Source organism: Polaribacter uvawellassae (assembly GCF_039748955.1).
Classification (GTDB): domain Bacteria; phylum Bacteroidota; class Bacteroidia; order Flavobacteriales; family Flavobacteriaceae; genus Polaribacter; species Polaribacter uvawellassae.
Map to the genome: position 1 here is coordinate 722,728 of NZ_JBDIZN010000001.1, position 21,596 is coordinate 744,323.

Below are 21,596 nucleotides of genomic sequence, written 5' to 3' on the forward strand. Positions count from 1 at the left end.
ATACAAATTTGTTCATTCTTTACAAATTCACTCGAACTGACAATAAAAGAAGGTTAAATTTTTAAAAGGATTATCACATCGTGTGAATTTGATTTTTCATCAAATTTGTATCGTTATGTTTTTCAACGATTACTTTTCAGTACCTTTCAAAAAAATATACTCTGAATGAAAACAATAAACACTTCAGCATTAGAAAACAGATTGCAACTTTTAGAAAGTTATATTCCAAATTACAAAGACATAAATACGAATGTTTCTAAAGCAGGTGTTGCTTGGCATTTAGATCATAGTTTAAAAGTGATAAATGCTGTTGTAAAAAATATGGAAAATTCAGATCCAAATTTGTATGAAGACAATTTTAAGTTTGTAGGAAAAGTACTTTTAAAGCTTGGCTTTTTTCCAAGAGGAAAAGCCAAAGCGCCAAAATATGTAAAACCACCAGAAGTTATTTTAAAATCAGCAATTATTACACAGTTAGCTGAAGCTAAACAAAACATAAAAGAAATCCAAAATCTAAATGAAAACGCTTATTTTAAACATCCATTATTTGGCAATACAAATAAGTTTAGAGTAGTCCGTTTTTTAGACACACACACAAATCATCATTTAAAAATTGTAAAGAAAATTCTAAAATAATTTTCTTAATCTGCTAATTCTGAATTAGTATTTTTAAAAATTTAAATTTCATTTTACGTATCTTTATATCGATAATAAATCATCGAATTATGAAACGTATCTTTCTTCTGTTATTTCTAATTACATTTTCAATTTCGCAAGCACAAACCAATTCGGTAGTTTTTGAACTTACAGATAATTTAAAAACCTACAATTCACAGAACTGTTTAACCAACAAAACAGATTATAGCAAAGTCTTTTTAGGTTTTGTTAAGGGTGATGAATCTGACATTAAAACGTTTAAACTAACCATCTCTTTAAATAACGAAATTAAATACACTTTTAATAGTTATAGCGAATTAAGAAATACAGATCCGTTAAGTTGGTTAGAAGGTAATAAAGCATTTCAACAATTTAAAAACATCTATTTTTCGATACAAGTTGAATTGCAAAACAACAAAAAAGAAGTTCAAAATTTTAGTGTTTGTTTAAGAGAAATTTCTACAACTACTATCGTTACAAGATCAATAACAAAAACTACAGAGAAAAAAGATTATATAGAAATTCCTGTTTCGTTTGCAACCGATAGAAATGATACAAAAGACAGTGATTTAAACGAAAGATTTGGAGGCAAAAGAGCAGAGCTTCAATACGGAAGAACTGTTGTTAGTATTCCGTACACACATAAATTAGGCGAAATAGAAAGACCATCTTATTGGAGATTAGAGTTTTCTGAAGATCCAAAAAAGCACATCATGATCCAGTCTTTACAAAAGCAACATAAAGACGATTTTTTCAATCAAATGAAAACAAGAATTGCTAAAAACGGAAAGAGCACTTTTTTGTTTGTGCACGGTTATAATGTTTCGTTTGCTGATGCAGCAATGAGAACTGCACAAATTACGTTTGATTTACGTTTTAGCGGAGAACCTGTTTTTTACAGTTGGCCATCACAAGGCTCAACAACTGGTTATACAGTTGATGAAGCAAATATTGAGTGGGCAAGATTAAATATGAAAAACTTCTTAAAAGATTATTTAACCAAAACAGAAGCCGATGATATTTATTTGGTTGCGCACAGTATGGGAAATCGTGGATTAACAAAAGCATTGATTGAATTGATGAATGAAAATCCGGAGTTAAAAGATAAAATTACAGAAGTTATTTTAGCGGCACCAGATATTGATGCAGATGTTTTTAGAAGAGATATTGCGCCTCAAATGGTTAAAAAAATAGCAAAACCAATTACATTATATGTTTCTTCTGATGATTTAGCATTAATTGCTTCAAGAAAAGTACATGGAAATAAACGTGCTGGTGATGCTGGCAAAGGAGTTGTAATTGTAGAAGGTGTAGAAACTATTGATGCTTCTGGAGTTGATACCAGTTTTTTAAGTCATTCTTATTTTGCAACTACAAAATCAATAATTGCAGATATTTTAGATTTAATGAAATCTGGAAAACGTGCGCCAGACAGAGAAACTTTAGAAAGAGTAAGTAGAGAAAATGTTATTTACTGGAAAGTAAAACAAGGGAAAAATTAACTCTACTAAATCCTCTTTTTAAACTTTTATGTTATTATTATAAAATTCTGTGTTTAAATAATCTATAATTTTTTGAGTACCATTTTTAAGTGGATCAACACAAGGTAGCCCAATTTCTTTAGAAAGATTATTTAAATATTTTTCACGTTCTTTTGAATTAAGACTAGATGTATTTACACTAACTCCAACACATTTTATTACTTTATTTGTTAGACTTCCAATCTGTGTTGTTCTTTCTATAACTTCATTAATTGTTGGTGCTTTAAAATTAGGCCATCCCATAATTTGATCTCTACCAACTTCATGACAAACAACAAAAGCATCTGGCTGAGAACCAACAAGAAGTCCCATACTAACTGCTCCGTAACCTGGATGGAAAATTCCACCTTGACCTTCAATAATATCCCAATGATTTGGTTCATTATCTGGAGATAGTAGTTCTGCTGCTCCAGAAATAAAATCAGCAACTACTGCATCAATAGGAATCCCTGTTCCTGCAATCATGATTCCTGTTTGTCCGCTAGCTCTAAAATCTACATTCATTCCAACAGATTTCATGTCTCTTTCTAATGCTAAAGCTGTATATTTTTTTCCAAGTCCACAATCTGTTCCTACTGTAAGAAGCCTAAGTCCAGTACGTTTTTTGCCACTTGCTATTGGTAAATTTTCTGGCGGAATACGAATATCGACCAAACGTGCTCCAGATTTTTTGGATGCTTCTCTAAAACGAGGAATATTATTTAATCGGGTGTGTACGCCTCCAACAATATCAATACCTGCTAATAAAGCTTCCTCAAAAGTATCTATCCATGAGTCAGGAATATCACCGCCAACTGCAGCAGTACCAATAATTAACGAACCAACTTTTGCCTCAACAGCTTCTTTTATTGTCATTGATGGTAAACCTAAGTCTACTGTACCTTCTTTAAGACTTATTTGACCTTTACAAAGTGAACGTCGCCACTCTACAATACCAAAACCAGTTTTTGCATAACCATCTTTAGTTTCATTTCCTAAAAAAATTAAATAAGGAGTTTTAAGTTCAATTGATTTCATTTAATAATTAAATCTTAATTGTTGATTTAACCTCTAATTCACTTTCTTTAAGTTTTGTTCCAAAACCAATATCATCTGATATATTAAGGAGTTCACTTAAATTACGTATAAAATTAAGAATATATAATTTCTTAAAACAGATATTTTCTTGAATAATAGTGAAATCTATTTTATGTTTTTTTGTGAAAAGTGATATTTAATTTATCCCAACCAACCATCTCTATCTAAACTTCTATATTGTATTGCTTCTGCAATATGTGTAGGAGAAATATTTTTTGCAGCATCTAAATCTGCAATAGTTCTCGCAACTTTTAAAATTCTGTCGTATGCTCTGGCTGATAAATTTAATTTTTCCATCGCTGTTTTTAATAAAGACATACTTTCATCAGACAATTTACAGAATTTTCGGATTTGTTTCACATTCATTTGCGCATTGTAATGTAGGTTTTCAAAATCAGAAAAACGTTTAGATTGAATTTCTCGAGAAGCGGTAACACGTTTTCTAATGTCAACACTACTTTCTCCTTTTCGTTCTTCTGTTAATTTTTCAAACGGAACGGGAGTTACTTCTATATGAATATCAATTCGATCTAATAAAGGACCAGAAATTTTACTTAAATATCGCTGCATTTCTTGCGGAGAAGAAGTCATTGGTGAATTTGGATCGTTAAAATATCCAGACGGACTCGGATTCATACTGGCAACCAACATAAAGCTACTCGGATACGTAACTGTAAATTTTGCTCTAGAAATAGTAACTTCTCTGTCTTCTAACGGTTGACGCATTACTTCTAAAACAGTTCTTTTAAATTCTGGTAATTCATCTAAAAATAAAACACCATTATGCGATAAAGAAATTTCTCCAGGCTGCGGATATTGTCCGCCGCCAACTAAAGCAACATCAGATATTGTGTGATGCGGACTTCTAAACGGACGTTGATATAACAATCCGTTGTTTTTAGTTTTACCAACTACAGAATGAATTTTTGTAGTTTCTAACGCTTCGTGCAACGTCATTGGCGGTAAAATAGAAGGCAATCGTTTTGCCAACATTGTTTTTCCTGATCCGGGCGGACCAATGAGAATAATATTATGTCCGCCAGCAGCGGCAATTTCCATACAACGTTTAATAGATTCTTGCCCTTTTACATCAGAAAAATCAAACTCAGGAAAATCAATATTTTTATAAAACTCTGCACGAGTATCTACAATTGTGGGTGCTATTTTTTCATCACCATTAAAATGATTTATAACTTCCATGATAGTCGAAACTCCTAAAACTTCTACATTATCTACAATTGCAGCTTCTTTGGCGTTTGCATTCGGTAAAATAAAATATTTAAAACCTTCTTCTCTGGCTTTTATGGCAATTGGCAAAGCACCTTTTATGGGTTGTAAACTTCCGTCTAAAGACAATTCGCCCATAATAATGTACTCGTCAATCTTTGGTGATTTTATTTGATTGGACGCAGCCAAAATTCCGACTGCTAAGGTTAAATCATACGCAGCGCCTTCTTTTCTAATATCGGCAGGCGCCATATTAATAATAATTTTCTTTCCAGGAAGTTTGTAATTATTGTTTTTTAGTGCAGCAGAAATTCTAAAAGAACTTTCTCTAACAGCGTTATCTGGCAATCCAACCAAGTGATAACCTATTCCTTTATCAATATTTACTTCTACGGTAATGGTGGTAGCTTCAATGCCAAAGACGGCACTACCATAAACTTTAACTAGCATTTTTTCTTTTTTTTAAAAATACGAAAAATTTTAAACTTTTAGATTCTGCTAAATTCTTGTTAAATAATGTTAAAAAGAAGTTGATATATATTTAAGCTCCATACATTTACGCGTTGAAAATTTGAAAGTAATTACATTAGGTAAATGTTAAAGAAATATTAAAATAAAAAATTGCAATTAAACCTTTACAAAAATTCAAGGTCTTAGCAGAAGCTATTCAATATAGCTTTATATAAAAACCAAACAAATCAATAAAAAAATAATGATTAAATCAATTACAACAAAACTAGTAGTATTCGCTTTATTATTAGTTTCATCAAATACAATTGCGCAGAGTATTTCTGGTAAAATTATAGATGAAGAAAAAAATCCTTTGGAATTTGCTTCTGTAGCAGTTCTTAACGCAGCAGATTCTACTTTGATTAGTTATGCAAGTACAGACATTAAAGGAAACTTTAAAGTTGTAGAAATATCTAACGGAAAAAGAATTTTTCAAATTAATTTATTAGGATATCAAGTTTATCAAAAGAAAATTGACTTTACAGGTAAATCTTTAGATTTTGGTACTATTACATTAAAAGAATTAGACAATACTTTAGATGAAGTAGTTGTAACAGCTGTAATTCCAATTACAATTAAAAAAGACACAATGGCGTTTAATGCAAAAGCATTTAAAGTTAGAGTTGATGACACTGTTGAAGATTTACTAAAAAAATTACCAGGCGTAGAAGTTGATGCAGACGGAAAAGTAAAAGCACAAGGAGAAGATGTTTCTAAGGTTTATGTAGATGGAAAAGAGTTTTTTAGTGGAGATCCTTCGGTAGCATTAAAGAATTTATCTGCAGACGCAATTAAAAAAATTCAATTAATTGATGAGAAAAGTGATAAAGCAAGAGTTACAGGTGTTAATGATTCTAACAGAACTAAAGTAATTAACTTAACTTTAAAAGACGATAGAAAAGTAAGCGCCTTTGGTAAGTTTCAAGGAGGTTATGGTTCAGATGAGCGTTATTTAACAAGTGCTAATTACAATCGTTTTTCACCAAAAATGCAAATCTCTCTTATTGGTAGAGCTAATAATGTAAATAGTTCTGGTTCTGATATTTCTGAAATTATGTCTTTTGGTGGCGGAAGCGGCGGTTTTAGAGTTTCTAGAGGTGGAAGCGGTGGAAGTTCTTCAGGGTTTATAACTACCGGAATTGCTGGTTTTAACTTAGGATATGAATTCAAGAAAAAACAAAATTTAAACGCAGATTATTTTTACAACTTTACAGGTTCTGAATCTGGTGATGTATTTTCTAAAAGAACAGAATTTGTTGGTAATCAACAATTATATTCTGAAAGATATTCTACAAGTGATAGTGAAACAAAATCCAACAGAGCTAACTTTAGCTATATAGATAGATCTAACGACTTAAGAACAATTACCTTAAGAGGTAGATTAAATGCTAGTACTACAAGTGGAAGTAGTATTAGTAACTTAGATGCCTATGTACCAGACAGTAAAACATTAAAAGATGTTGAAAACGAGAGCGTTTCTAATAGTGATAATAAAAGTAGTAGTGCAAGTGTTAACTTAGATTATATCAAAAGGCTTAATAAAACAAGTAAGCGTAGTTTTGAAATAGAATTTGATTTTTCTGCAAACAAAAGTGATAATACAAGCGGAAATACAAACACAAAAGATTATGTAGATGCTTTAAAGACTGATGAAACTACAGTAAATACGCAAACAAATAATAGTAAAGGAAGCAATATTAATTTTGAATTACAATACACAGAACCTTTAAATGATAAACATTTTATTGAAGTTGGTGGTGGAATGAGATTGCAAGAAGAAGATGAATACACAAATCAATCTTCACTTTTAAATGGAGCAACAAATGCAGGTTCTACTTTTACAGCAGATTTATTTGAAGAAAAAACAACTACTTATGGTTCTGTAGATTATAGATATAACAACGAGAAAACATCTTTAACTATTGGTACAGAGTTTCAAGAACAAAAACAAGATTTTGGATTAAGAAATGGTATTGAATTTAATAAAAGTTATTCTGCCGTAAACCCATCATTTAGATTTAGATATCGTCCAAAAAGAGGAAGTTGGGTGTTTTTTAGATATAGAAAATCTTTAAATTTACCTAGTTTAAGTAGATTATCGCCAGTGGTAAATAACTTTAATCCTTTATTTATTAGAACAGGAAATCAAAACTTAACTCCAGAAACAAACCATTCTTTATTTGGTATGTATGGTAATTATAACTTTGTAACTGGATTTAGTTTCTTTGCGCATTTAAGCTATAACAGAACTAGCGATGCTATTGTAAATACAGAGAGCACAGATATTGCAACAAGAGTTAGAACAAGTAGTTTTATAAACTTAGGAGAAAGAGATAATTTTAGTGCTGATGTTAACTTTGGTAATCGATTAAAGAAATTAGGAATTCGTTATAACTTAGGCGTAAATTACTCTACAAACAATTATCAATCTGTTATTAATACAGTAAATAATCAAACAGATTCAAAGAATACAAGTTTTAGAGCAACTATAGAAAACAACAAAAAAGATAAATTAGATTTAGCAGTTGGAGGTACAATTACTAAAAATAATACTACGTTTTCTATCGCATCAGACAGAGAGTTTGTGCAGCAATCTTATTTTATAAAATCTGATTGGAACATTACTAAATCTTTCAACTTTAATACACAATTTAAATACGATATTTACACAGATAGCAATTTTGGAACAGATCAAACTGTGCCAATTTGGAATGCTTCAATTTCTTACAATTTCTTAAAATCTAAAGCAATGAATCTTAAATTAACAGCATTAGATATTTTAAATAAAAATATTGGCTTCTCTAGAAGTAGTACAGACAATTATTTTGAAGAAGTAACTAGAGATGTGTTAGGGACTTATTATATGGTTAGTTTAACGTATACATTAGGAACTCAACAAAGCACCTCAAGAGGAAGAGGAAGAAGAATGATGAGACATTAAGCTATAAAATTTCACACAAAAAGCAGCTACTTTTGTAGCTGCTTTTTTATGATTTAAAGGCAATTAATATTTTGCAGGTTTTCCGTTAGAAGCACTTGCTTTTATTAAGTTTCTAATATCGTCATTAGCAGCTTTTAAATCTGGTTTGCGTAAGTACATCATATGTCCACTTCTATAGCCTTTAAAACTCATTCTGTCTTTTAATTTTCCGCTTGGGTCAAGTTGCCACATCGTGTATTTTGTGTTAAAATAAGTGGTTGCGCCATCGTAATATCCTGCTTGAAATAACACATTTAAATATGGATTTGTAGCCATTGCTTTACGTAGTTCTTCCCGAGTATTATTGTTTCTCCAATCCCAAGGATGGACAGGACCAAACATATTGTATTTTACATCTGTATTAAAATTTAAATGTTCTTTAATGTACAAATTGATTGCTGGAGTAAAAGAATGCAACCAAGAAGTTAATTCTGAGTTGTAATCAGGAGAATCTCCTGCTTCTTTTTTGTCGATTCCCATATATCTAGAATCTAATCTTCCGATGGTTTTACCATTTTTGTTTCTTAATAATTCTTTCCAAAAGAAACTATTCGGAATTTCTAAATTATGCTGTAAAATTACTTTTTTAGAAAGTCCGGTGAAATAAGCCATTTTTTCTGCAACCTGATTTTTTTCAGCAGCACTTATAAATCCACCTTTGGCAATTGCAGGCATTAAAGTGTTGATTGCAAAGTTTTCAGATTCTGGTAAAATGGCTAATAAATCTTTGTTTTGTAATGCTGGCGATAACATTTTATGATACCAGGCTGCAGCAGTAAAATATGGAAAATCTATTGAAGAAGCAACAGCGTTATCAGAATTTTTTGCTCCATAATCTGCAGGAGAAACTAAAATAACTCCATTTAAATACATCCACTCGTTACTTTGTAAAGCATTTGCTAAACCAGAAACTCTAGTGCCTCCGTAACTTTCTCCAATAATATACTTTGGTGATGACCAACGATTATTTCTAGAAACAAAGGTGGTAATCCATTCTGCTAAGTATTTTACATCTGCATTTACACCAAAAAAATCTGCTCTATTTACTTTTTTTCCTTCGCGTTCTACAATTCTAGAATAACCAGTATTTACAGGATTTACAAAAACAATATCTGCAACGTCTAAAACAGAATGCGGATTGCTTTTGTATCCGTATGGTTGAACAGGATAACCTTCGTCGTCAATCTTTAAAACATTTGGTCCCGTATATGCTAAATGCATCCAAACGGATGCAGAACCTGGACCGCCATTAAACGAAATTAGCAAAGGTCTATTTGCTGTATTTACATTGTTGGTTCGTTTATAATACGTGTAAAATAAAGTTGCTTTTGGTTGCCCTTCTTTGTCCCAAACAGGCTGAGTTCCCGTATAAGCAGTGTAATTAATCTTTTGCCCTTTAATTGTTGTTGTATGATTTGTTACAACGGTTGTGTCTGTAGGAATTGTTCTTTTTTGTGCGTAAGAAGTTATTGTTAAACACAAAAAAAATAAAATAGATGTGAGTTTTGTTTTCATTATTTGGTTACTTTTTTATAAAAGTAACCAAATATTCTGAATTCAATTTTTATCTAAATTATTTTTTAGAAGATTTCTTAAATTTTTCTAAGCCTTCTTTTAACCAATTATAATACGTATCTCTATCTGTATATTGTTGTGCAGCATGTAAAATTTCTAAATCTGGACTCATTAAAACATAATAAGGTTGCGAAGCAGATTTAAAATTAATGGCTTGAAAAGTTGCCCATTTATCACCAATAGTTTTTATTTTTTTGAGGTTTCCGTTTTTCTTTATAAAATTAAATTGTGCATCATCTGGTAACTCTTTCCTGTCGTCAACATATAAAGAAATAAGTACATAATCTTCATTTATAATGGTAAAAATGTCGTTTTCTACCCAAACATTTTCTTCCATTTTTCTACAGTTTACACAAGCCCAACCTGTAAAATCTAATAAGATAGGTTTGTTGTTCTCTTTTGCGTATTGTAAACCTTCGTCAAAATCTTTAAAGCAATTTAATCCAAGTGGGCAATCAGTATCTGTTTCATAAATGCTGTAAAATTGTGGAGGTGGAAAACCACTTAATAAACGTAAATCCCAAGTAGGACTTTTCATTGTTCCCGGAATTAAATATACCACAAATGCAATAACTAAAACTCCAAATGAAATTCTAGAAAAGCTTAATTTTTTGATTTTGGAATCGTGTGGAAATTTAATTTTAGCGAAAATATATAAGGCTAATCCAACAAAAATTACAATCCAAATTCCAATAAATATTTCACGTTTTAAAAGTCCCCAATGTTCTACCAAATCAGCATTTGATAAGAATTTAAAAGCAAAAGCCAATTCTAAAAATCCTAAAACAACTTTTGTGGTATTTAGCCATCCGCCAGATTTTGGTAATGAATTTAACCAGCCAGGGAATAATGCAAACAAAGCAAAAGGCAAAGCCAACGCTAACCCAAAACCACTCATTCCGGCAGTTAATTGCATGGCGCCACCATCTGAAGTTAATGAGCCTGCTAATAATGAACCTAAAATGGGTCCGGTACAAGAGAAGGAAACAATTGCCAATGTTAATGCCATAAAGAATATTCCGATAAGTCCTCCAATTCCAGAAGCAGAATCTAATTTATCTCCCCAAGAAGCAGGTAAAGTTATTTCGTAATACCCAAAAAATGAAAATGCAAAAAACACTAAAATGGCAAAAAAGAAAATATTTAACCAAACATTTGTTGAGATATTATTTAAGATTTCTGGATCTAAACTGTCTAGAAAATGAAACGGAATACTTAATAAAATGTATATGATTACAATGAATAATCCGTATAAAATGGCATTACTAATTCCTTTCTTTTTGTTTTGTGATTGCTTTGTAAAAAACGAAACTGTTAATGGTATCATCGGAAACACACACGGTGTTAAAAGCGCTAATAATCCGCCTGCAAAACCTAACAAAAAGATATTTAATAAGCTTGAGTTCCCGTCAGAACTTGATTCGTTTTCATTTTTTAAAATCTCTGTATTTTTTAAATTTAATCGTAATTTATTGCTTAATAACTTACTTTTTTCATCTAAAACTACTTTCTCTTTTACAGATGCTTTTCCTTTAAAAGTAAACGTAAAATCTTCATCTATTTGAATACAAACACCATTAATTTCTTTACAAACTTGTCCAGTTAAATTTAAGTTTACTTCATTAATAGTTGTGTCGTTTAAAAGAATGCGCTGTTTTAAAACAGCAGAATTATCAAAGTAAGATTCGTAGACTTCAAAAACATCGCTAAACTTTTTTATCGTGTCGCTTTCTACAGCTTTACCAACCAATTTAAAATTAGCAGTTTCATCGCCTTTTTTAATAATTATGGGTAAAGATCCGCCTTCTTCTGTAAACTGAGAATACAAATGCCAACCAGGAATAATGTTAGCGGTCATAATTAAATCATACTCGGTTTCACTAATTTTTTCAAACGAAGAAGACCAAGTAACTGGAGTTTCTGTTTGTGCATTTACAACGCTAGAGAAACTAAAAAGTAGGGCGAATAATAGAAGTAATTTTTTCATAAATAATCCTCTGTTCAAATAAGAGGATAAAAGTACGAAATCAATTTTGAATAACTAAAGTCTAGAAATTTATTAATAGGATATTCGTTAAAATTAACAAAGTTTTATACGTTTATCGAAGCGCTATTTTTAAAACAGTTACCGTGTTTTTATCAACTAAAAAACGATTGTCTTGTCGGTAGCCAACAATCCAAAGTACAGTATCATTAGAACACAACAACCACGTATTTTCTTTTTCTAGAAGAGAAAATTTTTCATCTTTAAAGTATTTAGAAACTTTCTTTTTTCCTTGCATTCCTTTCGGATAAAAATAGTCGCCATGTTGCCATTTTCTAAGTATTAACGGATAGGTTACTTTTTCTAAATCTATAAAAATAACATTCTTGTTTTCTGAGGAAATCTCTGTCGTTTTTTTAAATGTTAAGTGTAACGGAATTGTAATTTCTAAAGTGTTTTCTGTAATTTTATATTCTAAATTTTTATTGTTTTCTTTCATTTCTGATAACAATAAGAAACCTCTATCTTTTAATAAACGATGTGTTTTAGAAAGCACTTCTTTTCCGGATTGCGCGCTTAATAAATGCGTAACATCATTCCATTCTGTAAAACCAAATTCCTTTAACAATTGATATACATATGCTTTGGGATTTGTAGTTTCTTGAATTTGTGAAATATCAATTTTTTGCGTTCCGTTTTCTGAAATTGTTACTACTTTATTTTTAAAATCAAAAATAGATTCATCAATTAAATATTGACTTTCTTGTAAATGCTCAGTTGTTTTTTGAAAACTATTTAAAAGTGTTGGATTGATTTCTTTTAAAATAGGAACAATTTGATGACGAATTTTATTGCGAAGGTATTTTGTTGATGCATTGCTTTTATCTTTTCTCCACTTGATGTTATTTTCTGCTGCGTAGATTTCAATTTCATCACGAGAAAAAATTAAAAACGGACGCACAATATGATTGTTCACTTCTGGAATTCCGGTCAAACCTTCCAAACCTGAACCGCGCGTTAAATTGATAAGAAAAGTTTCTAAATTATCATCTGCATGATGCGCTGTAAGCACATAATCAAAATGATGTTTATTGATTAGCTTTTGAAACCAATTATAGCGTAAGTTTCTAGCAGCAACTTGGGTTGAAAGCTGATTTTCTTTCGCATATGTTTCCGTTTCAAAACGGATAGAAAAAGTTTTTACATTTAATTGTTTTCCAAGTTTCTTTACAAATTCTTCATCTTTATCACTTTCTTTTCCGCGTAAATTAAAATTGCAATGCGCTAAAGAAATGTCAAAATTTAATTGATGAAAAAGGTGTGTTAGCACAACACTATCAACACCGCCAGAAATAGCAATTAATAGTTTTTTCTCTTTTAAAAAAGAAAATTTATGGTTGATGTGTTGATCTAGTTTTTCTAACATTTAGGGTGTAAATTATTTTACTCTTTCACTTTATTAATAGCTTGATAAAAAACTTGTTGCACTTTTGGCCTCACATTTAAATTGTAAATATTTCTGTGTGTTCTGCTAGGATACACTCGGTTTGATAAAAAGATAAAAATTAAATCGTGCTTTGGATCTGCCCAAACAAAAGTTCCTGTAAATCCAGAATGACCAAAACTTTCTGCGCTTACTTCTGGTGCTGGATATGCTTCACTTATCGATAACGTATCATTGCCAATTAAAGGTTTATCAAAACCCAAACCACGACGATTTTCATTTTCTGGAAACTGAATTTTTGTAAACTCTCTTAAAGTGCTTTTAGAAATATATTGTTTGTAATCGTAATATCCGTAATTTGAAAACATTTGCATCATTTTTGCCAAATCTAGTGCACTTCCAAACAAACCAGCGTTACCAGAAACTCCGCCCATTAAAGCTGCATTTTCATCATGAACCCAGCCATTCGTTAATTCGTGTCTAAACAAAGAATCTACTTCTGTTGGAATAATTTTATTAGTAAGATTCTTCGTTTTTGGTGTAAATCCTAAAGTAGCTGCTCCAAGTGGTTTGTAAAAATTTTCTTGCAGATAATCTTTATAATTTTCATTGGTAATATCAGAAATTATTTTAGGATACAGTAAAAATGTTAGCCCAGAATATCTGTATTTTTTAACGTCAGAAACTTTAGATCTGTTGATTTGTCGATACATTTTATTTTTAAAACGATCTTTAACAAAAATGTTATCATAAGCCTGACGTGTAAATTTTTTTTTAGGATTTGTCTTCACAAAACGAGGTTTTAAAGACTTATCTTTCTTTAGTATTTCACTTAAAAAAACGATGTACGGATTTAATCCAGCTTGATGTGCTAATATTTCTCTAACAGTTAAATTCTCTTTGTCGCTTCTTCCTTGCCAAGGTTTCCAATACTTGCTAAAAGGAGCGTCTAATTCTATTTTTCCTTCGTCATATAATTTCATAATTGCTGGCAGCGGACCTAAAATTTTTGTTACAGAAGCAATATCATATAAATCATCTAAATGCACCTTTTGAATGCTGTCGTACGTTTGAAATCCGTAAGCTTTATGAAAAATAATTTTATGGTTTTTAGCAACTAAAATTTGCGCCCCAGGAAACGCTTGTTGTTGAATTGCATCTGTAATAATTGAATCTACTTTTTGATGCATAAAGAGAGAATCCATGTGTGCTTCAGACGGATTTCCATAAGTTAGTTTTTGAGCATTGATTGAAAAACTCAATACAGATAAACTCAAAAAAATAATTTTTCTTGTCAACATTATTGTTGTGCTTTTTTGTTTTTTGACATCCAAACTTGAATCATTTTTTTTAAAGAAACCTCTGGTTTTGGTAACGGAATGGTTTTTCCGAACTGTTTACTTCGGTTAAATTTAGAATAATTTATTTTTAATTGTTTCCAATCTTCTGGATACAACGCAATAAATGTATTAAAAACATCCTGAACTTGATAAGTTCCTTCAAAAGTTGCAATTGTTTTTTTAAATTTTTCGTCTTGGTCAATAATCATTTTAGTCTGATTTTGTTAGCGCATATTTCATGGCTTTGGCTTTTAATAAACACTCTTCGTATTCTTTTTCTGGAGTAGATTTTGCTGTAATTGCGCCGCCAACAGAAAAGGAAATATACTTATTTTCTTCGTTGTATAAAATGCTTCTAATGACAACGTTAAAATCGAAATCGCCATTTGGAGTAAAATACCCAACAGCGCCAGAATACAAGCCGCGTTTGGTTTCTTCTTGTTCCTCAATAATTTTCATGGCTGATACTTTTGGCGCGCCAGTCATGCTACCCATCGGAAAAGTTTCTCTAATAATATCTACAGGATGCGTGGTGTTTTCTACTTCAGAAACTACGGTAGAAATTAACTGATGCACTTGTTTAAAAGAATATACTTTACACAACTCTTCTACTTTTACAGAACCTTTGATGGCGGTTTTAGATAAGTCGTTTCGCACCAAATCTACAATCATTATATTTTCTGATCGTTCTTTTTCATCTCTAGACAACTCAACCGCAATTTGGGCATCATCAATTTTACTAATCAATCTTTTAGCAGTGCCTTTTATGGGTTGAGAAATTACTTTGTTTCCTGTTTTTTTGATATATCTTTCTGGTGATGCCGATAATAAATATTGATATTCACATTTTAAAAAAGTAGCAAAAGGCGGTTCAGAAATTTCATTTAATTGATGATATACTTCCAGCGGATTAATCGTTGCATTCTCTGCATAAAACTCTTGACAAAAATTGGCTTCGTAAATATCGCCTCTATTGATGTGATTTAAAATAGCAGTAACTTTTTGATGATATTCATCTTTCTGAATTCTTAGTTTTACTTTTATTTCTTTAGATGGTTTGTCAGGTTGATCGGAGCCGAAACCTAAAGAAATTTTGTTTATTTCTTCAAAATCAGCATCAATTTCATCATCAATCATTTTTAAATAAGAAAACTCAACTGTGTTTCCTTTGATAAAAAGAATGCGTTGCGGTTGAAAGAAATACAAATCAGAAAAATGCAATCCGTCGAAATTTTTAGAAGATAAATTTTCAACATCATTTTTTAAATCATAACTCAAATAGCCAAACAAATAATCGTTTGTAATCGATTGATATTCTTTTAAGGTATCAAAAGCATTGGTGTAATCTGTTTTGATGGAAGTAAACTCATCAACCGCTAAAACAGCGTCAAAGGAAGAATATTTTTGGTTGTATTGATTAGAATCTAACCAAGAAATTGCCTCATACTGTTGCGCCCAAATCAAAATTTTTGATTTAAATTCATCAATAGATTCAACCGAAAAACTTTTTTGTACTCTTTGCATGCAATTACAAAAATACAAATCTTAATGGTGTAGCTTCATTTTTATCTTGCAATTATTTTCTAAAATTGTAGTACTTTACAGCCTCCAAAAATTATATAATGGTTTCACTAAGTACATTTGATTACGTTTTAATTATTTCCTTTTTTGCAATTACACTTTTTATTGGGATTTATGTTTCAAAAAAATCAGGTAAAAATTCTTCTGAATATTTTTTATCTGGTAGGAATATGCCGTGGTGGTTATTGGGTTTGTCAATGGTTGCAACAACGTTTTCAACAGATACACCAAATTTAGTAACAGATATTGTTCGTAATAATGGAGTTTCAGGAAACTGGGTTTGGTGGGCGTTTTTAATTACAGGATTATTAACTGTTTTTGTCTACGCAAAGTTATGGAGAAAATCTGCAGTAAATACAGATATTGAATATTACGAATTGCGTTACGGAGGAAAACCAGCAAAGTTTTTAAGAAAATTTAGAGCAGTCTATTTAGGAGTTGTTTTTAATATTTTGGCAATGTCTGCTGTTACTTTAGCGGCGATAAAAATCGGACAAATTATGTTGGGTTTAGAGCCTTGGGAAACCGTAATTTATGCCGGAGTTATTACAGTTGTTTTTAGTGCGGTTGGCGGATTTAAAGGTGTAGTTTATACAGACTTTTTATTGTTTTTTGTTGCCATGGCAGGAGCCATCGGTGCAGCATATTATTTGGTGAATATTCCAGAAGTTGGTGGTTTAGAAGCTCTGTTGACAAATGAAAATGTTGCTGATAAATTATCACTTTTACCAGACTTTAATGATAAATCGGCTTTAATTACGTTATTAATTATTCCCTTAGCTGTACAATGGTGGAGCGCTTGGTATCCAGGAGCAGAACCTGGTGGTGGTGGTTATATTGCACAAAGAATGTTAGCAGCAAAAGATGAAAATCATGCAATTGGTGCAACCTTCTTTTTTAATATTATGCATTACGCTTTACGTCCTTGGCCATGGATTATTGTAGCGTTGGCTTCTTTGGTTTTATATCCAGATTTGGCAAGTATTCAAGAAGCTTTTCCGAATGTAACTCCAGATAAGTTAGGACACGATTTAGCCTATTCTGCAATGTTAACAAAGTTACCAAGTGGTTTATTAGGATTGGTGTTGGCTTCTTTAGTTGCTGCATATATGAGTACTATTTCTACACATTTAAATTGGGGCTCATCTTATATTGTAAATGATTTTTACAAACAGCAAATAAACCCTGATGCTTCAGAAAAAAAATTAGTTGCTGTTGGAAGATTATCAACAGTTGTATTAATGATTTGTAGCGCTTTGTTAGCGTTGGTATTACAAAATGCATTGCAATTGTTTGATGTAATTTTAATGTTTGGTGCAGGAACTGGATTGATATTTATTTTACGTTGGTTTTGGTGGAGAATCAATGCTTGGAGTGAAATTGCTGCCATGTTTTCATCAGGAATTATTTCAATCATTATCAATTTTACTTCTGTAGGAATATTTTTATTTGGAACGAAAGAATCCGCAGGTGTTTTACCAGATTGGTCAAGATTTCCAATGGTTGTTTTAATAACAACGTTTATTTGGTTGCTTGTCACATTCTTAACTCAGCCAGAAAGTAAAGATGTATTGCGTAATTTTTATCAAAAAATACAACCTGGCGGACCAGGATGGTCAAAAGTAATTGATGAGGCAAAATTAGAGAATATTGATATTGTAAATGATAAAGAAGGTTGGAGTGTACCGTCTGGAATCTTAGCTATGTTACTAGGTTGTGTGTTTATTTACAGCTGTTTGTTTGCAACAGGATATTGGATTTACGGACAAACTACATTAGCAATTAGTATCACAATAACAGCAATTTTAAGTGGATATTTATTAAAAAGAGTTTGGGTGAAAATTAGAGCAAAAATTCTTTAAAAATGAATGCAAGAATTGAATCTGTAGATATATTAAGAGGTTTAACAATTGTTGCCATGATTTTGGTAAATACTCCAGGAACTTGGGCGCATATTTATCCACCATTATTACATGCAGAATGGCATGGGTATACACCAACAGATTTAATTTTTCCTTTTTTCTTATTTATTGTCGGAGTTTCTATCGCTTTTGCATATCAGAACAAATCACCAAATGTTAAAACCTACCAGAAAATTGGAGTCAGAAGTCTAAAATTGATTGGATTAGGATTATTTCTTTCCGCATTTTTACCTTATTTTCCATTTATAAAAGATCTTTCAAGATTGCGATTTCCAGGAGTATTACAACGAATTGGAGTAGTTTTCTTTTTTGCTGCAATATTAAGTTTGCATTTTAATTGGAAAATACTTTTAGGAACAGTATTCATTTTACTCTTTGGTTATTGGATTTGGTTAGGTTTTATTCCGTTGCCAGACGGAACACTTCCAACTTTTGATAGAGCTACAAATAATTGGGCTAATTATGTTGATGTTACATTTATGAAAGGTCATATTTGGAAAAAAGATTATGATCCCGAAGGATTGCTAAGTACTTTACCAGCTATTGCAACTTCATTAATTGGTGTCTTAATTGGAAAAATTATGCTACATCAAAAGTCTATGAAAACTATTAAATTGTTTTCTTTGGGAGCAATAATGATTGGTTTAGGATACGTTTGGAATGTATGGTTTCCGTTCAACAAAGCAATTTGGTCTAGCAGTTTTGTGTTAGTAACAGCTGGTTGGGCAACTGTTTTTTTAAGCATTTTATATTATATAAATGATGTAAAAAAAATAGCGATTGGATCTATTTTTAAATATGTTGGATCTAATGCAATTGTCATTTTTTTTGCCTCAAGTTTTATTACAAAAGTGTTCTATTTAACAAAAGTAGGAGACACAACAATTCATGGTTGGTTATATAAAACATTCTTTACAAGTGTAATTTCTATAGATAAATTGGCGTCTTTAAGTTACGCGTTAGCTGTGGTAAGTTTTTACGTATTGATTGCTTATATTCTTTACAAAAAAAGAATATTTATTAAAGTATAATCTTAATTAGAAATCGGAATTTGAATACTGATTCCAGTTTGTGCATCTGGCGCATTATTTACCAATAAATCTTCTTTTAAATACAAGGTAATTTTATAGTTTGGTCTTCTGTAAGAATACAAAAAAGTCCAAGCAGATAAACCTTCATACAACGTTGTAAATCCGTGTTGCCAACCTGCTTTTATTTCTCTCCATTTTCCTTTTAGATGATAATAACTAGCTTCCTTATGTTTGTTATATCTTGTTTGAATTTGATAATGAATTCCGAAAGAATGATAGTTCTTTTTTCGTGTAAATTTTGTAAACTCTATTTCACTTTCTACACTTCCTAAAAATTTATTATTCCCTAAGTCAATTGCATCTTTAAAGTTGATGAGGTTTTTTCTCAGCACACTTCCACCTATAGCAATATTGAATTCGTTTTTATTTTGTAGTTGAATTTTATGAATCAGATTTGCAGAAAACCCAACATCAATAGATGAATTAAATTTGGAAGTATTGACTCCTAAGTGTGAGCCAAAATTGACAAACAAATTTTGTTTTTTATTGATTAAAAATTTAGGATAATAATGATGATTGAATTCAATTCCGCCTAAAAAGAAATCGTTATTTTTTAATTCTAAAATCTTTCCATTTCTATCAGTATATTTAAAATGAACTTGATTTAATCCGTAATATCTTCGTCCGTAAGGATCCTCTCCTCCAGCAATATTGCTGTGAAACCATTCGATGCTTTCATCACTTGTAATCAAAGAAAAAGGGTCATTTCCTTTGGTAATTAAATAGGAGCGAAGAGTAATTCCGAGTTCATGTTCTTTGGCAATCGGGAATGCAACTTGCAACCGAAAACCTCTTATAACGGCGTCGATAATAATGTTAGAATATTCTGCAGGAGTTGTTGCTTGATTGATAAAAGTAAATTGTCTATCATACCAAATAGTATTGCTAAAATTTTCTCTAATGGCTGGGTCTTTTGGTATGTACATTTCTACAAAAGGATGAAATGTATTGCCGCTTTCTGAGCTAAACGTAAATGTGGTTTTTTTTGCTGCTGTCCGTTTAAAATTTTGATTGATTCTTGCACTAAAAATACCAAAATGATGTGTTGTTAGTAAACTCGGATTTTCAATTCCGTTTTTAAAATACAAACTGTCTTTTTCTTGTGAAAAAGAAATTATTGAGAAAAGGAAAAATACAAGAAAGCACCATTTTTGCATTCGATAAAAATACGCTAAAGTTTTAAAAAGAAAAAAGCAACTCTTTTGGTTACTGAGCGTAGCCGAAGTAGAGTTGCTTTTTTAATCTTGTTTTTATTTAAAAAATAAATTAAGCATTTAATGGCATTCCGTCCCAAGCAGTTTTTGCCGCTTCTTTAATGGCTTCAGAATAGGTTGGGTGTCCGTGACAAATTCTAGCCACATCTTCAGCAGATGCTCTGTATTCCATTGCTACAGCAGCTTCCATAATTAAATCTGCAGCACGAGCACCAACAATATGAACTCCTAAAATTTCATCGGTAGTTTTATCAGCCAATACCTTTACAAATCCGTCTAAATCTCCACTCGCTCTAGATCTTCCTAAAGCACGCATTGAAAATTTTCCAGCTTTATAAGCTACACCAGAAGCTTTTAATTCGTCTTCTGTCTTACCAACAGCAGCAACTTCTGGCCATGTATATACAACACCAGGAATTAAATTATAATCGATATGTGGTTTTTGTCCAGCTAAATATTCTGCAACAACAACACCTTCTTCTTCTGCTTTATGCGCTAACATGGCACCTTTGATGACATCACCTATTGCATAAATAGTAGCAACAGACGTTTGTAAATGACTGTTTACTTCAACTTGCTTTTTTTCGTTTAATTTTACGCCAACATTTTCTAAACCTAATCCTTCAGTATAAGGTTTACGCCCAACAGCAACTAAACAGTAATCACCTTTAAACTCAACTTCTCTGTCTTTTTTATCTGTAGCTTTTACAATAACTTCATTGCCTTTTCTTTCAACAGCAGTTACTCCATGACTCACTGCGAATTTCATTCCTTGTTTTTTAAGTACTTTTTGCAATTCTTTAGACACATCAGCATCCATCGTTGGAGTAATTTTTGGAGCATATTCTACAACAGTTACATCAGCGCCTAAACGTTTGTATACCGAACCTAATTCCAATCCAATAACACCACCACCAATTACGATTAAATGTTTTGGAATTTCTTTTAATTTTAAGGCTTCAGTAGAAGTAATAATACGTTCTTTATCTAAAGTGATAAAAGGCAACGTTGATGGTTTTGAACCTGTAGCAATAATAATATTTGTTCCTTCAATAGTTTCTGAAGAACCATCATTTTTTGTAACTTTTACATTTGTTGCATCAACAAAAGAACCTAATCCTTCAAAAACATCTACATTGTTTTTGTCCATTAAATATTTGATACCGCCAGTAGTTGTTTCAACAATATTTGCTTTGCGTTCAACCATTTTAGAGAAATCTACTTTTGGAGCTTCAACAGAAATTCCATGAGCATCTAAATGATTTACCGTATCGTAAAAATGATGCGAAGAATCTAACAAAGCTTTAGATGGAATACATCCAACATTTGTACATGTTCCTCCTAAGTTTGAATATTTTTCAATAATTGCTACTTTTTTGCCTAATTGAGAAGCTCTGATTGCAGCTATATATCCTCCAGGACCAGAACCAATAACGATGATGTCGTATTTCAT

The 21,596-nt window shown here is 31.2% G+C and carries 15 protein-coding genes; 5 read left to right on the forward strand and 10 right to left on the reverse strand.

Features of this window, described 5'->3' with window-relative positions; all coding sequences use genetic code 11:
- The first annotated feature begins 165 nt into the window (after positions 1 to 165).
- Positions 166 to 636 carry a DUF1569 domain-containing protein gene (locus ABDX67_RS03315; protein ID WP_347173533.1) on the forward strand — a complete coding sequence of 157 codons (471 nt, stop codon included), beginning with the start codon at positions 166 to 168 and terminating at the stop codon, positions 634 to 636.
- An 89-nt stretch (positions 637 to 725) separates the two neighbouring features.
- Entirely contained in the window at positions 726 to 2,159 is a 1,434-nt protein-coding gene (locus ABDX67_RS03320; RefSeq protein WP_347173534.1) for an alpha/beta hydrolase, read from the forward strand.
- A gap of 18 nt (positions 2,160 to 2,177) precedes the next feature.
- Here ABDX67_RS03320 and ABDX67_RS03325 read toward each other — a convergent pair whose 3' ends face one another.
- Together ABDX67_RS03325 and ABDX67_RS03330 are read right to left on the reverse strand one after the other, a co-directional pair.
- Positions 2,178 to 3,215 carry an N-acetyltransferase DgcN family protein gene (locus ABDX67_RS03325; RefSeq protein ID WP_347173535.1) on the reverse strand — a complete coding sequence of 346 codons (1,038 nt, stop codon included), beginning with the start codon at positions 3,213 to 3,215 and terminating at the stop codon, positions 2,178 to 2,180.
- Positions 3,216 to 3,416: 201 nt separating this feature from the next.
- Positions 3,417 to 4,952, reverse strand: a complete 1,536-nt coding sequence (locus tag ABDX67_RS03330; protein WP_347173536.1) for a YifB family Mg chelatase-like AAA ATPase — start codon at positions 4,950 to 4,952, stop codon at positions 3,417 to 3,419.
- 262 nt (positions 4,953 to 5,214) lie between these two features.
- Here ABDX67_RS03330 and ABDX67_RS03335 point away from each other — a divergent pair, with 262 nt between their 5' ends.
- Positions 5,215 to 7,953 (forward strand): outer membrane beta-barrel protein, encoded by a 2,739-nt coding sequence (locus tag ABDX67_RS03335; RefSeq protein ID WP_347173537.1) that lies wholly within the window; start codon positions 5,215 to 5,217, stop codon positions 7,951 to 7,953.
- Positions 7,954 to 8,016: 63 nt separating this feature from the next.
- Here the strand turns inward: ABDX67_RS03335 and ABDX67_RS03340 are convergent, their stop codons facing one another.
- From ABDX67_RS03340 to ABDX67_RS03365, 6 genes are all read right to left on the reverse strand, one after another.
- Positions 8,017 to 9,507: a S10 family peptidase gene (locus ABDX67_RS03340; protein WP_347173538.1), complete on the reverse strand. Its 1,491-nt coding sequence runs from the start codon at positions 9,505 to 9,507 to the stop codon at positions 8,017 to 8,019.
- A gap of 58 nt (positions 9,508 to 9,565) precedes the next feature.
- Positions 9,566 to 11,554, reverse strand: a complete 1,989-nt coding sequence (locus ABDX67_RS03345; RefSeq protein ID WP_347173539.1) for a protein-disulfide reductase DsbD family protein — start codon at positions 11,552 to 11,554, stop codon at positions 9,566 to 9,568.
- A gap of 112 nt (positions 11,555 to 11,666) precedes the next feature.
- On the reverse strand, positions 11,667 to 12,977 hold the full coding sequence (gene tilS, locus ABDX67_RS03350) for a tRNA lysidine(34) synthetase TilS (protein WP_347173540.1): 1,311 nt from the start codon (positions 12,975 to 12,977) through the stop codon (positions 11,667 to 11,669).
- Between the two features lie 17 nt (positions 12,978 to 12,994).
- Complete coding sequence (locus ABDX67_RS03355) at positions 12,995 to 14,296, reverse strand: serine hydrolase domain-containing protein (protein ID WP_347173541.1); 1,302 nt, start codon at positions 14,294 to 14,296, stop codon at positions 12,995 to 12,997.
- Complete coding sequence (locus ABDX67_RS03360; protein WP_347173542.1) at positions 14,296 to 14,544, reverse strand: hypothetical protein; 249 nt, start codon at positions 14,542 to 14,544, stop codon at positions 14,296 to 14,298. The genes ABDX67_RS03355 and ABDX67_RS03360 overlap by 1 nt, the downstream gene beginning before the upstream one ends.
- Position 14,545: 1 nt before the next feature.
- Positions 14,546 to 15,859 carry an anthranilate synthase component I family protein gene (locus ABDX67_RS03365; RefSeq protein ID WP_347173543.1) on the reverse strand — a complete coding sequence of 438 codons (1,314 nt, stop codon included), beginning with the start codon at positions 15,857 to 15,859 and terminating at the stop codon, positions 14,546 to 14,548.
- A gap of 98 nt (positions 15,860 to 15,957) precedes the next feature.
- Between ABDX67_RS03365 and ABDX67_RS03370 the strand changes: the two genes are divergently transcribed.
- A complete protein-coding gene (locus tag ABDX67_RS03370) occupies positions 15,958 to 17,778 on the forward strand; it encodes a sodium:solute symporter family protein (RefSeq protein WP_347173544.1) in 1,821 nt (606 codons plus the stop codon).
- A 2-nt stretch (positions 17,779 to 17,780) separates the two neighbouring features.
- Positions 17,781 to 18,869 (forward strand): acyltransferase family protein, encoded by a 1,089-nt coding sequence (locus tag ABDX67_RS03375; RefSeq protein ID WP_347173545.1) that lies wholly within the window; start codon positions 17,781 to 17,783, stop codon positions 18,867 to 18,869.
- A 2-nt stretch (positions 18,870 to 18,871) separates the two neighbouring features.
- Here ABDX67_RS03375 and ABDX67_RS03380 read toward each other — a convergent pair whose 3' ends face one another.
- Positions 18,872 to 20,086 carry a hypothetical protein gene (locus ABDX67_RS03380; protein ID WP_347173546.1) on the reverse strand — a complete coding sequence of 405 codons (1,215 nt, stop codon included), beginning with the start codon at positions 20,084 to 20,086 and terminating at the stop codon, positions 18,872 to 18,874.
- A 109-nt stretch (positions 20,087 to 20,195) separates the two neighbouring features.
- Positions 20,196 to 21,596: a dihydrolipoyl dehydrogenase gene (gene lpdA / locus ABDX67_RS03385; protein ID WP_347173547.1), complete on the reverse strand. Its 1,401-nt coding sequence runs from the start codon at positions 21,594 to 21,596 to the stop codon at positions 20,196 to 20,198.

What these genes read in the sequence shown, in the direction of transcription:
- ABDX67_RS03315 (WP_347173533.1), top strand. Translation starts at nt 166, where the DNA reads ATGAAAACAATAAACACTTCAGCATTAGAAAACAGATTGCAACTTTTA.
- ABDX67_RS03320 (WP_347173534.1), top strand. Translation starts at nt 726, where the DNA reads ATGAAACGTATCTTTCTTCTGTTATTTCTAATTACATTTTCAATTTCG.
- ABDX67_RS03325 (WP_347173535.1), bottom strand. Translation starts at nt 3,215, where the DNA reads ATGAAATCAATTGAACTTAAAACTCCTTATTTAATTTTTTTAGGAAAT.
- ABDX67_RS03330 (WP_347173536.1), bottom strand. Translation starts at nt 4,952, where the DNA reads ATGCTAGTTAAAGTTTATGGTAGTGCCGTCTTTGGCATTGAAGCTACC.
- ABDX67_RS03335 (WP_347173537.1), top strand. Translation starts at nt 5,215, where the DNA reads ATGATTAAATCAATTACAACAAAACTAGTAGTATTCGCTTTATTATTA.
- ABDX67_RS03340 (WP_347173538.1), bottom strand. Translation starts at nt 9,507, where the DNA reads ATGAAAACAAAACTCACATCTATTTTATTTTTTTTGTGTTTAACAATA.
- ABDX67_RS03345 (WP_347173539.1), bottom strand. Translation starts at nt 11,554, where the DNA reads ATGAAAAAATTACTTCTATTATTCGCCCTACTTTTTAGTTTCTCTAGC.
- tilS (WP_347173540.1), bottom strand. Translation starts at nt 12,977, where the DNA reads ATGTTAGAAAAACTAGATCAACACATCAACCATAAATTTTCTTTTTTA.
- ABDX67_RS03355 (WP_347173541.1), bottom strand. Translation starts at nt 14,296, where the DNA reads ATGTTGACAAGAAAAATTATTTTTTTGAGTTTATCTGTATTGAGTTTT.
- ABDX67_RS03360 (WP_347173542.1), bottom strand. Translation starts at nt 14,544, where the DNA reads ATGATTATTGACCAAGACGAAAAATTTAAAAAAACAATTGCAACTTTT.
- ABDX67_RS03365 (WP_347173543.1), bottom strand. Translation starts at nt 15,859, where the DNA reads ATGCAAAGAGTACAAAAAAGTTTTTCGGTTGAATCTATTGATGAATTT.
- ABDX67_RS03370 (WP_347173544.1), top strand. Translation starts at nt 15,958, where the DNA reads ATGGTTTCACTAAGTACATTTGATTACGTTTTAATTATTTCCTTTTTT.
- ABDX67_RS03375 (WP_347173545.1), top strand. Translation starts at nt 17,781, where the DNA reads ATGAATGCAAGAATTGAATCTGTAGATATATTAAGAGGTTTAACAATT.
- ABDX67_RS03380 (WP_347173546.1), bottom strand. Translation starts at nt 20,086, where the DNA reads ATGCAAAAATGGTGCTTTCTTGTATTTTTCCTTTTCTCAATAATTTCT.
- lpdA (WP_347173547.1), bottom strand. Translation starts at nt 21,596, where the DNA reads ATGAAATACGACATCATCGTTATTGGTTCTGGTCCTGGAGGATATATA.